The following is a 12,832-nucleotide window of genomic DNA, read 5'->3' as shown; positions in this document are numbered from 1 at the left end:
TGTGTCGACCACCGCTCTCGCCGCGCGATTCCACACCGCAGCTCCGATTCATCGACCGGCCGCACCTCCGACCGGTTGGGTAGTAGTCCATGCTGAACACGACCCTGTCCACCCACCTGTATGCACCGCTGGCCGACCTCTGGGACTGGCAACTGCACGCTGCCTGCCGCAACCACCCCCAGATCGTCGGCGAGCCTTTCGGAATCTGGGGCGGCACCACCGAATCCGATCGCCGATCCCATGTCCTTGTGCGCACCGCATCACTACCACGTCAGCGGAACCCGCCCGGCCAAAGACCTGGCCTACGGCGGCTGACCTCTCCCGGTCACACCCGCGTCCGGGTGGAACGAACCACCTCGCCTGAAACCGAATCGCGACCCGGGCCCATCCGAATTCATTGGTCGGGTCTTGCGGAAACCGTCACATCCATTCCAGGAAGCGAGCATATGCCGGTCTTCGTCATCGAATACACCTACACCGCCGAGACCGCCGAGGGGCGCGACCAACACCGAACCGCTCACCGCGCCTGGCTCGCAGACCTCGTCGACCAGCGGACCGTGATCACCTGCGGCCCCTTCGCCGACGACTCAGGGGCGTTCATCATCGTCGATGCCGACAATGCAGAGGTCGTCGAGCATCTCTTCGCGAACGACCCCTTCGCGATCCATGGACTCGTACCGCAGCACCGAATCATCGAATGGACCCCGGTCTTGGGTCGGGTCACCCGCTGAGCCAGAGGGACCTCCCTGCCCACTCAACGAATTGCACAATTCGCCTCGCCGGGCTATCGGCGTTCCGGCAAGCAAACCTGCACCGGAACGAAGTTGCGTCCCCGCGCATGCCGGCGGAAGTCGGCCCTCGTTCCGTAAGCGGATCCTCGATCGGGACGAGCACAGACCCTTCCGGGTGCGCGCTGGGCGCGGCGCTGTTCGCGTCCCGGTGATGGTTCGGCTTGCGGAAAGGCTGCATTTGCCGCCGGCCTGGGTAGATCTGTCGTTGTGGATCGATAACCTCCGCCGCGAAGCGATCACTCGATCGATTGGCAGGCCGGTGGATCGAGGACGAGTTCGGCGTCGGCTGGCGCAAAGCGGGCATTGATCGTTACGCGGTCGATCGAATGCTGCTCCCCGAACAAGGAATAGGGGTCATAGGGCCCGAACTCGAACTCCAGCGAGCGTAACGAACCCCCGTCGGCGAGCTCGACTGCAATCGGGCCATCTAGCCGGCCAAGGATCCAGCGATCCCCCCAAACCCGGTCTGGTGTGCCCGCGAACTCATCCTCAGGCAGTGCTGCCGAGTCTTTGAGTTCAACCTCGAAGGTGTCGGTCGACCGGACCTGGACCTGCTTGATCTCGTCGCGCAGACTCTCGACGACTGCGCCGGTGACCCGCAATGTTTCTTCGACGCTAATGGTGTCGGTGAAGTAGCCAACCGGCGCATGGGGGTTCATCCAACACCGCTGTCCGGCGCTACCGGTGGATCCACCGCCAGTCTCGCTTACCGTGCTTTCTGTACCTTCTCCTCTAAGGCCGACCACGGTCCCGATCTCAAACTTGGCTTGCGGTTGCGCTTCACCGACCTCGAACCGAAATCGACCGTCCGGTAGGGATACGAGTCCATCGCCGGACCAACGCGTATCCGCACTCTTGGCCTCTACCGAGAGCGTGAGCACCTCCGCGCCGAATGCCTCATTCGCCGCTCCGCCTACGCGCGACTCGGGCGTGACAACTCCACCGGACGGCGTCCGCGCCTCGTCGGCTGAGCAGCCGACTGTCATTGATGCAGAGAGCACGCACAGGACGCTCGCTGCGAGGGTGCTCATGCCGCTTCGTCTCGGTCGGCTCAACATGCACGACATCCCTTCGCTCAACTGACGCTAGAGGTTGTCTGCCCATCCTCCGACATCATTAGTACAGGTCACACCTGTCCGCGCGTGGACAAAGACGTCGCCGCGCCCAACACCCCCGAATGGCGTCGACCGGTCAGCGATCGCTGACCGGCGCAACCTCCTGCATCATCGGGAGATGACTTCACGGGGCGTTGTCCGGTTCTGGAAGAGAGAAGACGGGTGAGGCACCATCGACTGTGTTCAGACGCCGGGTGGCTGCTGGGCAGTAGCCGGACACCGGTCTCTCCGGCAACGGCGGCGGGTGCACTCGCTACCTTGGTTACCGATCGACCGATGATTCTCGCGCTCGCGCGCAGTCTCCATGATGTCAGCCGTTCAACCTGGAGGTCGCCGTGCGCAATTCCCTCACTCGCGCCACCCTATGGTCTGCGGTCGCAACCGAACGCGCCGCTCTTGCCGATGACCTCGCTGGTCTTCACGAGGCGCAGTGGGCACAGCAGTCGCTGTGCGGACGGTGGGTGGTAGAGGAGGTCGTTGCTCACCTCACGGCGGCGGCGAGTATCGGTGCGCTTCGTTGGTTTGGCAGTGTCCTGGGGGCACGGTTCGACTTTGACCTGCACAACGACCGGCGTCTGGCCGAGTACCGAGGCGCGACCCCCGCCGAGACTCTCGAGTGGTTCCAGCGGGTCGTCACCAGCACGACGTCGGCGCCGGGTCCCACCGCGGCGTGGCTTGGTGAGGTGGTGGTGCATGCCCAGGACATCCGGCGGCCGCTCGGGTTCGCGCGCACGCCCGCCGTCGAGACGGTCACCGAGGTTGCCCGCTTCTACGCCCGGCGGGACTTCACCGTGGCCGGCCGCAGCACCATCGCAGGTCTTCGTCTCGAAGCGACCGACGGGCCCTTCACGACGGGAGCCGGCCCGATGGTCAGCGGCACGACCCTGGCGCTCACGATGGCCATGGCCGGTCGCGGTGCCTACTGTGATGACCTCACCGGGCCGGGCGTGCCGACACTGCGGGACCGCTGCACAACCTGACTGCGCTTGAGATCGTCCGCTGACGGAACCTGCACCGGGACGAAGTGGCGTCGCACCGCATGCCGGCCAGTCGGCCCCTCGTTCCGTAAGCGGATCGTGCAGCGGGCATGTACTCGTGGATGATCTGCCCATGCCCACATCCTCGGCCCACGCGGCATGCAGGACTGTCTTCGGCTCACCGACTGCCCGGGCTGAGCAGCCTCGACCAGTGAACCGGGCACATAGCGTCGACGATTAAGCGGGTGTCACGGCGGTGTGAGGTTGTATCGGGCGATCACGTCGGGCAACCAGTCGGGTTCGCCGAATTGCAGACCGTAGCGCTCGGCAATTGCGGCGATCTCGGCGATATCCCGCTCGCCGGCGGCGATCAGTTCGGACACTTCCAGGAAGCAATGTTCGAAGCCGGCCGGACTGATGATCTCGATCATGCGCGCCGGGACGGTGCCGGCGTTCCACATGGTGTGCATCTCACCCCGGGGTTTTGTGATGTATCCGCCGGATTCGAGAACGGCTTCCCGGTCGCCGGAGCGGAATCCGATCGCACCCTGGGTAACTATCGAGAATTCGTCCTCCCGCGTATGTAGATGTGGCGGGACCAGCGCACCGACCGGGAACGGGTGCTCGACGACCGACAACACCCCACCGGTGTCACGGCCCCAGAGCTTGAATTCGACCCCGATCGGGCCCAGGTCACCGGTCTGCCCGGTCCCCGGCGGCAGGACGACCAGCGGTGGGGGATCGATTTCGCTCACGCTTCTCACCTACTCACGACGTTGACAGATCGGGTCACAAGGTCTCTGCTCAACTTTTCGCCGACGGCGCCGGCATTGTCAACGTTCTGGCGCATAGCCGATCGATAATCCTGGCTCCGTGATCGATGCGCAGGCGATGCCAGAATTCGAGGATGGTCGTGGCGGCCATTACCGGCACTGATCGCAAGGTCCGGCAGTGATGCCGAGGAGCACGTGACGCTGATTCGTACCCATGATGCCGATTGAGGAACCTGCACCGGAACGAAGTTGGGTCCCCGCACATGCCGGCGGAAGTCGGCCCTCGTTCCGTAAGCGGATCGTCATCCGGTGCTCCGGTAGGCACTAGGACCCTTCGATGGTCCACGTGGCGATTCGCGGGAAGGCAGCTTCGAGTTCGCTGACCAGATCCGTCCACTGTGGCCCGTACACAAGCAGCGTGCCGTGGAGGGCGAGGAACGCGGCGACTGCGGGGTCGGGGTCAAAGCCATAGATGAGCGCGTTCAGTGCGCCAAATACGGGGTCGACAGGCTGTCCATCGAAGACGGACACGAACTGAGTGACCGGCATTTCGGGATCTCCGCCGGTCTTCGCCCGCACGGCCGCGGCGTAGATGTCCTTCGGTCGTTCCCACAGCCCGGCCTCGAGGACGGTGACAGCGTTCGACACCCACTCGATGTCGAGAAGTCCGGCCTTTGTCAGAGCGCGCCGCGGAAGCCACTGGGCAACCGACCGGAGTTCGTCGTCACGCAAGGCCAGAAGTTTCTCGGCAAGCAGACGGTCGAGATGTGCCACGTCGCTGACCGCGGTGAAGTTCCGAAGCTGGAATCGTGACACACTGGCGGTTCACCAGGCGTTTGAGCTTCGGCCGTCCCGGCGCCTGCGGATTCGGCGCCTGCACCGACTCGCGAGCCGCTGCCGGCGCGGCAATCAGGACCTCCGGGTCGACCTCGCTCCACGCGGTGTCGGTCTTCTTCAGCCTCACGAAACCCCGTTCACGAGGGACTGGCCACAGTTGCACCAAATAGTCTTCGGTCGGTTCGGTTACGTCCATGTCCCAGTTCGCATCACGGCCTCGGGCGTGCACCCGTACCCGGTACCGACCCGGCTCGACGACCGTCAGATCGGTGAAGTCCTCCACTGGGTCGCCCTGCAGGGTCATCACACACAATGTGGAGGCGTTGATGGTGCACTCGGCAACGTTCTCCCACTCCTCGAACAACGTGCTGTCAGGTTGGTCGCGAAGTATTTCCACGCCGATCGAGAACAGGCCGTACGCGACACCGGTACGGACCGTCAGGAAGCCGCTTCCTGCGTCGACGAGACTGCTCTCGACAGCGACCGCCAGGGTGTCTGCCATCTCGATGGAATGGATGGATGGATGGAGCCGATGACGGGAATCGAACCCGCGTATTCAGCTTGGGAAGCTGATGTTCTGCCATTGAACTACATCGGCGCGCACGATATTGGGCGCCCTTAGGCAGGCCCAACACCCTGCGGCGGAAACATTATCAGATGGTGATCCGGACTACCCGGGCACACTCGCGGTGTGTCATACGAGCGGTTTGCCGGCCTTCATTCGGCGTCGCAGATCGAACATGAGCAGGTTGTAGGGGAACTCCCGGATGCGGACGGGGATGCGCCTGCTGACGGCACCGATGGTGCGCAGGGTCCGGTCGAAGCGCTTCTGGTCTTTGTCGGTCCACGTGAGGTGCATTTCGTCGCGGAACTGCTGGGGGAGGAAGCCGTTGGTGAAGAACATGTTGAGCCGGCCGAACAGGCGGGAGACGATGGCGGGCAGGAATTCGAGGCGTGCGATGGAGAGGACGTGTTCGCGGATGGTGTCGTCGATGGACACCTTGTCGAGGGCCTTGTTCCAGTACTCGTCGAACGCGACGCGGTCTTCGGGCCACATCTCCGGGGGTACCTGGAGGGTGGTGCCGAACGTGGCGCCTTCCTTGTAGAAGAACTCGGCGGCTGCGGGGGAGAGGTCGCCGTGCAGGGCGCGGTTGACGTCTTCGAACCCGCGGTAGATGCAGGCGGCCACCCACAGCTGCAGTTCGGGGTCGAACGCGTTGTACTGCACGGGGCTGTCGGGGGTGGAGCGCACCTTGGCGTGGGCGCGGTTGACGCCCGTGCGGAAGGCCGCCTTCTCCTCGTCGGTGCCGCGGGCCGCCACCACGAGGTAGGTCAGTGTGGTGCGGGTCCGCTTGATCGGATGCCTGAACAGCTGGCCGCTCTCGACCTTGCTCTCGTATACGCCGTACCCGACCCCGGGATGGGCGAGCTGCATGATGATGTTCGCGGCGCCTGCCAGTAGTCCGGCGCCGTCCATGACCTGATCGAGACGGTCCGGTACTTCGAGTGACGTCGACATTCTTGTTCCCTCTCCCCACCACGGATTCACTATCTGAACACGACCGTACTCACATATATGTTCGCCGTCCAGAGTCCGGTGGAAAGATGGTGCGCATGGCTACCGCACCGATGAACGCGAACGTCGGAAACTCGACGAGCGACGGTGGGCGCGTCTATGGCGGCCAGGAGCGTGACCAGCGCAAATCGGAACGGCGCGGCCAGCTCATCGAGGCGGGACTCGACCTGCTGGGCAGCGCGGACGGCGACCACGCCTTGACCGTGCGCGGAGTCTGCAAGCAGGCCGGACTCGCCACCCGCTATTTCTACGAGAGCTTCACCGACCGCGACGCGCTCACCGTCGCCGTCTACGACCACGTCGTGGACCGGATCGCCACCAGCACCCTGGACGCCGTGTCGAACGCCGGGCCGGGTGAACGCGACATCGTGCGCGCCGGCGTCCGCAACATCGTGCGGGAGGTCGCCGAGGATCCGCGTCAGGGCCGTCTCATGTTCTCGGTGGCGCAGTCGAGCGCGGTGCTGGCGCAGCGCCGCCTCGACAGTTCGCGGCTGTTCGCGGGCCTGGTCACGAAGCAGACGGTCGGGTACTACGAGGTGGCCGAGAGCCCGCGTCTCGACCTGGCCGCGCACTTCATGGTCGGCGGCCTGGCGCAGACCCTGACGGCGTGGTTGAACGGCACCGTGACCCTCCCCGAGGAGGAGCTCGTGGACACCTGCACCGAACTGCTGCTCTCCATGGCCATCCACACCCGTTAACCTCTACCTGTGCTCCTCTCCGATCGCGATCTCCGTGCCGAAATTTCCGCTGGACGTCTGGGCATCGACCCGTTCGACGATTCGATGGTCCAGCCCTCGAGCGTGGATGTGCGCCTCGACAGCCTGTTCCGGGTCTTCAACAACACCCGCTACACGCACATCGACCCAGCTCAGCGGCAAGACGAGCTGACGACACTGGTCGAGCCGGCCGAGGGGGAGCCGTTCGTCCTGCACCCCGGCGAGTTCGTTCTCGGCTCCACGCTGGAGGTGTGTTCGCTGCCCGACGACCTGGCGGGACGCCTCGAGGGCAAGTCCTCGCTCGGCCGCCTCGGACTGCTGACGCACTCCACAGCCGGGTTCATCGACCCCGGCTTCAACGGACACATCACCCTCGAACTCTCCAACGTCGCGAACCTGCCCATCACCCTGTGGCCGGGCATGAAGATCGGCCAACTGTGCCTCCTGCGGCTGTCAAGCGCGGCGGAACACCCGTACGGCAGCTCCGCCGTCGGCTCCAAGTACCAGGGCCAGCGCGGCCCGACGCCGTCGAAGGCCTACCTCAACTTCGCGCAGCGCTGAGCCCCGCGGCCCGCGAAAGAAAACTGCAAACCGAGTGGTCCGCTACTCGTGTGCATTGCGGCGGGTGGGAGAAGACTGGGATTCGAAGTTGCCCTCTTCTGGGCGTTCGATCCCGGAGGTCGCCAACTGTTGTCGCAATATTGCTGGCGAGGTGTATTGGGTCTATACGGATCGCGGTTCGGGTCTCGAGGGACCGGCGGGCGGGGTGCGGCCGGATGCTCGGCGACGCGACCAAGGGGTCGGTTCACGGTGGGGCCGGGGGTGTGGCGAGATCGGTTGGCCCGGTTCGCAGGTGGCGTGGACCGAGCGGTGCTTGTCGGGGGTCGGCGTTACAGTCGAGGTCTTGTGAGACAAGGCCGATGAATCGCTGGTGGAGGGTTGGTGGATGACGTCATGGTTGCTGGCAACGGTGTCCGGCCGGTTCGATCGGCTGCGGTCGAAACGGAATCAACGCGGGCTTCTCGACGATGCCGCCGCTATACCGAATTGGCGATGCTGACGGTCCGCGGCATCGCTTTCCGTGCGGTGAAAGATCGTGCCAGGGGGCCGTCGGCGGACGTTCTGTCCGGCGCAGCGCTGGCGGTCTGGCGGGCGGCGGGAGTTGATCCCGGCGATCACAGCACCTGCCCGCTACACCCTCGCGGATGCGACGGCACCGGTCCACCATTCGGTTTTGGTTGCTGCGGCGGCGACCTCTGTCGTCAACTGGACGTGACTCGGTTCGTTCGGCTGTGCCTGGATCCTGGTTGGCCGGCATGACCGGGCCGGGAACGACTGCGCCGCGGCAATTCGCGTTCACCACCCGCCCATACGGGGCAGTCGACGATGCAACCGGTGAGCCGATCGGCCTCGACGACGTCGATTTGCGGGTGGGGTGGCTCCTCGACCTGGTTACCTCGGCCGGCGGCGAGTTGGTGTCGCGGCTGTGGCTGCCGGCGACGTTCGATGTGCTTGTCGCCGGTCGTGACCGCCAGGACCGTAGGTTGCCCGTGCAAGGTCATGCCGCCGCGGCACGTCTCGGCTGGAACCCGATCTTTCCGGACGGGGTCTATGTGCCGTCGCGGGTGACCCGGGTGGTGACGGCGCAGGTGATGGCGACCCTGCGGACCCTGGCCTACCGGGACGCCGCGATCACGGCACTGTCGGCCCGATTCGACCCGGCCACCGGGGTTGTGGCGCCGCCGGCCGGGTCGGCGGACTACGTGCCGTCGGGCTTCGCTCGGGGCGTGCAACGTCAGCTCGTCGCCCGCTCTCGCCGCGGCGGCGGGGCACCGGCCGGCCGGTTGCGGATCACCGAGGTGCAGGGTCCGCCGCAGACGAGCGCGATGGCACGGCTGTCGGCCGCCGATCGGCAGCTCGCGCAGCTTGCCGTCACCGGTGACGAGCTGGTGTTGACGGTGAAGTTGCCCACCTGCCCGAGGCCGGCGGGGCGGGCGCAGTGGCAGCGGGTTCGGCTGACCGCCGCCGTCCCCGCGCACCTGCACGGCAGAGCTGTCTCCGACTGGCATCTGCCGACCCTGGTCCTCGACCGCCGGGGTCTGTTGTGGCGGTGCGCCGCTACCGAGCTCGTCCCTGAAGCCGATCTAATGGACGGCGCGGTGGCGGTGGGCGTCGATTGGTCCCCGTCCACTCTGGGTGCGGCCGCCATCGCAGCCGAGGGCCCAGGCGGGTTGTCCTCGGACTATCGGGGCTGGACCTACGACGATCGCGGCCTCGGAATCAAACTGGCCCGCCTGCAAGCCGAAGGCCAGATGCTGCACCGGAAGGCTGCCCGGTTGACACGACTGGCCGCCACCGCCCCGCCCGAGGTCCGCGCCCAGCTGGAGGAGAAGATCGCCGTCCTCGACGCGCACCGCACCGCGGTGGGTATCAAGCGTGGAAAGATCAACCGGGAACTCGCGTTCCACTTCGCCCGCCAGGTCACCGACTACGCCACCGACGCCCAGGCGCAGGTGATCGCGGTGGAGGATCTCACCACCCTCGAGACCCGCGGACACGGGCGGGTCAACAATAATCGGGCGGCGCAGTCCGCCCGCTGTAAAGCAGTCACTGCGCTAGCGCACACCGCCGCGGGTGCCGGTATCACGGTGGTCTCGGTGCCCGCCCGAGGTTCCTCTGCACTGTGTCCGGGCTGCGACGAACCGCTCTCCCGCCCCGGCGGCTACCACACCGCGTGGTGCCCGGGCTGCCGGGTCGGCGGCAACCGGGACCACGTCGCGGGGGTGAACCTGGCCAAACGCGCGCTGCTCGGTAAAGGCAATGTCACTCGTCGGCGTGGGCAGTTGTCCACGGTCCGGGGGGCCGAGCATGCGCCGGTGCGCCGGTGCCGCGACAAGCACAGTCCGACACCGCGTCGGCCGCGGCATCGCCGGGTCCGCCATAGCCTGCCCACCGCAATACAGCGGATGGGGGTGACTCCGAAACAGCATGTTCCTGCACTACAAGCGTCGGTGTGGGACACGGTCAAACCCACACCACCGCAAGGTGATGCGGGTAGCCGCGACAAACGTACATCTCTATCGCCCGCCACATCAGTGGCAGACAGTATGAAATCTACGTAGACGCTGCCATGAAAGACGTAGTTGCCGGGTGGTCCTGCTCGAAGAGGACCGCCTGGAATTGGACGTGGGCGACGCCTTCTCACCCTGGCGGTGGGAGGTACCTGCGGGGATATAATTCTCTGACCTGGTTTTCACACTCAGTGACGCGGTTCCGCCGCACTCGGGCTGACGGATTGGCGCGCCCCGAAAGGATTCCGATGTCTACTCGACAAGTGGTGGGCCGGTTGGGCGCAGTGGTCGCCGTCGCCGGCGCACTGTCGTTCGCAGTGCCCTCGGCCGTCTCCGCGGCGCCCTTCATTCCCGGCTCGATGTCGACGTGCGCTCCCGGCGCCTGGCTGACGTTCAACGCGGAGCGGGTCGCGCCCGACAGGATCCGGTACACCACCGCCGCGCCGCTCGCGCAGTGGAACGGTGCCATCGTGCAGTTCACGAACCTCACCACCGGGTTCCGGGGTGTCGCGTTCGTCAACGACGCGGTTCCCGCCGCCGTGGGATTCGGCCCCGTGTTGAGCGAGATAGCGGGACTGCTGCCGTGTTTCGTCAGCGCGGGTGTCACCATGTCGTAACCCCTCAGCTGGGGTCGGAGCCGCGGACGGCCGCCAACCACACCGCGACGGCAGCCGACACACAGGTCGCGCCGGCGAACGCCGGAGGCCCACCGCCCGCGACGTACACCCACAGCGCGCCGACGAACGGCGCCGCCACCGCGAATTGGGCGTCGAGGACGAGTCGGCGGACCGGCCGAGCGGCCATGCGGGCGCGGACCGGGCCGTCCGGATCCGGACGCGACGGGTTGTCGATCAACCGCCCGGCCGGCTCCGAGCGACGCGCTCGACCGGAGGGGAGCAGTCGACGGCCTTCGCAGACCACGACATGGCGACGCCCCGCGCAGTGCACGGTCGCCGCGGTCGGGGTCGGCAGGGTGATCAGGACGGGATCGAAGAACACCGGAATCCACAGTGAACCCGGTTCCTCACGAACCTCGATCCAGGACCTGCTGGTCAGCCGATGCTGCTGGCGGACCCGGTGCACCGTGGCAGGGCGCCCTGGCTCCGACCCTGAACGGGTGGCAGCGAACCATGTGTAGCCGGTGACACCGAGCACCGTCGCCGCGACCACGACCAGTGCGCTGAGCTGATCGGCGTCGGCGACCACGGCGAATGCGCCGCACACCACCAGCGCACACGCGCCGACGGCAACGGGGTAGCGGACGGCCGCGAACCCGCTAATTCAGGAAGCCGATCTTCGTGTAGTCGTAGGACGCGAGTCCGGCGGCGCCGAAGTTCGCCAGGTTGTCACGCACCGCGACGTTGCCCGGCGCCTGCACCAGCGGCAGCGAGAATCCCTCCTCGAACACCGCGGTGTCCACCTCGTTGGCCAGTTCGATCGCCTTCTGCGGGTCGAGTTCCGAGATCGTCCGCTCGATCAGCGCGTTCAGTTCGGGCGAACCGATCCGGCCGTAATTGCCCTGCAGGTCGTCGGGGTTGTACGCGTAGATCTGGGGCAGGCCGCTGAGCGGGAACGGGTCACCCACCCAGGAGAATTGGGCGATGTCGAAGTCGCCGGGCTGGATGACATCGGTGAAGAATCCCGTGCCGCCGCGGGTGTCGATGTTCAGTTTGACGCCGATCTGCGCGAGGTTCTGCTGAAGGATCTGCGCGATCTGAACCCAGGTGGTCGACTGGTACATCACGTCGCGGATCTCGAGCCTGCGCCCGTCCTTCTCCCGGAACTCGCCGTTGAGTGTCCAGCCGAGTTCGTCGAGCCGCCTCGCGGCCTCCTCGGGGTCGTAGGAGACGGCTGCGCTGTTGTCCTGGTAGCCCTCCTGACCGTTGAGGTAGACGTGGTTGTTCAGCGGTTGGGGATCGTCGACCAGACCGTTCTGGATCGCGGTCGCGATGCCTTGCCGGTCGATTCCCTTGGACAGCGCCACCCGCAATTCCGGATCGGCGAGGATTGATCCCTCCGCGCCGTTGAACGTGATGTGCGAGAACTGGTTTCCCGGAGCCCGGCGGATCGCGATGCCCGCCGAACCCTGTGCGGTCTTCACCTCGTCGATGGTGCCCAGTCCGGACGCGTCGATCTCGTTGTTCTGCAGAGCGGGAATGCGCGCGGCGTCGTCGAGAACGCTGTAGGTGATGGTGTCGAGTTTCGGGGTGTTGCCCCACCACGCGGGGTTGCGGCCCAGTGTGATTCGGTTCTGCGCCCTGTCGATCGACGCGATCCGGAACGGTCCCGACGTCAGCGTGACCCCGTCGCGCAGACTCTCGTTGAACGCCTCGGGGGTCGCGGTCACCGACTTCGGGTAGAGCATCGAATTGCCCGCGAACTGGCCCTTCCATTCGGCGTACGGCTCGGCGAACGTGATCACCGCCTGACGGTCGTCGACGCCGCGCTCGACCCTGTCCACCCGCTCGAACCCGGACGTGTTCGCGATCAGGAAGTCCTTGTTCTCACCGCTGAGCGCCGCGGCCTGGGACTGGATGTCCGCCCACGTGATCGGGGTGCCGTCGGACCACACCGCCCTCGGGTCGATCGTGTACGTGACCTGCTGGGGGTCGGTGCCGGTGAGCGCGACGTCGGTGAAGTAGTCGTGGTTCACCGACAGCGCGCCCGAGGCGTCGGTGCTGAACGCGCGGGGCATCATCGGCTTCAGCATGCCGGCGATCTCGGTGTCGTTGCCGTCGTTGGACAGCGTGTTGAAGTTCGGGGGGAAACCCGACAACGCCAACCGCAGGTTTCCGCCGTCGCGCAGCTCGCTGGGGTCGTGCGGGTTGATGTCGTTGGTGGTGCCGATCGATCCGGATCCGGCCTCGACGTCGCCGGTGTCCGAACCGCCGCAGCCACCGAGAACAAGTCCGATGGCCAGGATCGATACCGCGAGGCGGGTGCGTGCCGAACGAATCCTCATGGGGTGCCCTTCCT

13 protein-coding genes and 1 tRNA gene are annotated in these 12,832 nt (G+C 66.1%); 6 read left to right on the top strand and 8 right to left on the bottom strand.

Annotation, left to right across the window (positions count from 1 at the left end; all coding sequences use genetic code 11):
• Nucleotides 1-446: 446 nt before the first annotated feature.
• Nucleotides 447-731 carry a YciI family protein gene (locus OYT95_RS09875; protein WP_037235452.1) on the top strand — a complete coding sequence of 95 codons (285 nt, stop codon included), beginning with the start codon at nucleotides 447-449 and terminating at the stop codon, nucleotides 729-731.
• Nucleotides 732-1,027: 296 nt separating this feature from the next.
• Here the strand turns inward: OYT95_RS09875 and OYT95_RS09870 are convergent, their stop codons facing one another.
• Nucleotides 1,028-1,822 carry a hypothetical protein gene (locus OYT95_RS09870; protein WP_268791334.1) on the bottom strand — a complete coding sequence of 265 codons (795 nt, stop codon included), beginning with the start codon at nucleotides 1,820-1,822 and terminating at the stop codon, nucleotides 1,028-1,030.
• Nucleotides 1,823-2,241: 419 nt separating this feature from the next.
• On the opposite strand from OYT95_RS09870, the gene OYT95_RS09865 reads away from it, so the two are divergent.
• Nucleotides 2,242-2,886: a maleylpyruvate isomerase family mycothiol-dependent enzyme gene (locus tag OYT95_RS09865; protein ID WP_268791333.1), complete on the top strand. Its 645-nt coding sequence runs from the start codon at nucleotides 2,242-2,244 to the stop codon at nucleotides 2,884-2,886.
• Nucleotides 2,887-3,131: 245 nt separating this feature from the next.
• On the opposite strand, the gene OYT95_RS09860 is transcribed toward OYT95_RS09865, so the two are convergent.
• The 5 genes from OYT95_RS09860 to OYT95_RS09840 form a co-directional block, all read right to left on the bottom strand.
• Nucleotides 3,132-3,638, bottom strand: a complete 507-nt coding sequence (locus OYT95_RS09860) for a cupin domain-containing protein (RefSeq protein ID WP_268791332.1) — start codon at nucleotides 3,636-3,638, stop codon at nucleotides 3,132-3,134.
• A gap of 342 nt (nucleotides 3,639-3,980) precedes the next feature.
• Complete coding sequence (locus OYT95_RS09855) at nucleotides 3,981-4,388, bottom strand: hypothetical protein (RefSeq protein ID WP_268791331.1); 408 nt, start codon at nucleotides 4,386-4,388, stop codon at nucleotides 3,981-3,983.
• Nucleotides 4,381-4,995 (bottom strand): hypothetical protein, encoded by a 615-nt coding sequence (locus OYT95_RS09850; protein ID WP_268791330.1) that lies wholly within the window; start codon nucleotides 4,993-4,995, stop codon nucleotides 4,381-4,383. Before OYT95_RS09850 ends, OYT95_RS09855 begins: the two co-directional genes overlap by 8 nt.
• A 22-nt stretch (nucleotides 4,996-5,017) precedes the next feature.
• Nucleotides 5,018-5,091 (bottom strand) — tRNA-Gly (locus OYT95_RS09845).
• Between the two features lie 96 nt (nucleotides 5,092-5,187).
• Nucleotides 5,188-6,012 carry an oxygenase MpaB family protein gene (locus tag OYT95_RS09840; RefSeq protein ID WP_268791329.1) on the bottom strand — a complete coding sequence of 275 codons (825 nt, stop codon included), beginning with the start codon at nucleotides 6,010-6,012 and terminating at the stop codon, nucleotides 5,188-5,190.
• Nucleotides 6,013-6,098: 86 nt separating this feature from the next.
• Between OYT95_RS09840 and OYT95_RS09835 the strand changes: the two genes are divergently transcribed.
• From OYT95_RS09835 to OYT95_RS09820, 4 genes are all read left to right on the top strand, one after another.
• Nucleotides 6,099-6,767, top strand: coding sequence for a TetR/AcrR family transcriptional regulator (locus tag OYT95_RS09835; RefSeq protein WP_268791328.1), 669 nt, complete (start codon nucleotides 6,099-6,101; stop codon nucleotides 6,765-6,767).
• Between the two features lie 9 nt (nucleotides 6,768-6,776).
• Nucleotides 6,777-7,346, top strand: a complete 570-nt coding sequence (gene dcd, locus OYT95_RS09830; RefSeq protein WP_073359327.1) for a dCTP deaminase — start codon at nucleotides 6,777-6,779, stop codon at nucleotides 7,344-7,346.
• A gap of 755 nt (nucleotides 7,347-8,101) precedes the next feature.
• Complete coding sequence (locus OYT95_RS09825; RefSeq protein ID WP_268791327.1) at nucleotides 8,102-9,907, top strand: zinc ribbon domain-containing protein; 1,806 nt, start codon at nucleotides 8,102-8,104, stop codon at nucleotides 9,905-9,907.
• A gap of 197 nt (nucleotides 9,908-10,104) precedes the next feature.
• Nucleotides 10,105-10,473, top strand: coding sequence for a hypothetical protein (locus OYT95_RS09820; RefSeq protein ID WP_268791326.1), 369 nt, complete (start codon nucleotides 10,105-10,107; stop codon nucleotides 10,471-10,473).
• A gap of 4 nt (nucleotides 10,474-10,477) precedes the next feature.
• Here OYT95_RS09820 and OYT95_RS09815 read toward each other — a convergent pair whose 3' ends face one another.
• Nucleotides 10,478-11,083: a hypothetical protein gene (locus tag OYT95_RS09815; protein ID WP_268791325.1), complete on the bottom strand. Its 606-nt coding sequence runs from the start codon at nucleotides 11,081-11,083 to the stop codon at nucleotides 10,478-10,480.
• Between the two features lie 49 nt (nucleotides 11,084-11,132).
• Nucleotides 11,133-12,818, bottom strand: a complete 1,686-nt coding sequence (locus OYT95_RS09810) for an ABC transporter family substrate-binding protein (protein WP_268791324.1) — start codon at nucleotides 12,816-12,818, stop codon at nucleotides 11,133-11,135.
• Between the last annotated feature and the right edge of the window lie 14 nt (nucleotides 12,819-12,832).

This window comes from Rhodococcus sp. JS3073 (assembly GCF_026810085.1).
GTDB lineage: Bacteria > Actinomycetota > Actinomycetes > Mycobacteriales > Mycobacteriaceae > Rhodococcus_F > Rhodococcus_F wratislaviensis.
The sequence above is the reverse complement of the archived record's forward strand: the minus strand, read 5'-3'. Positions and strand labels throughout refer to the sequence as shown.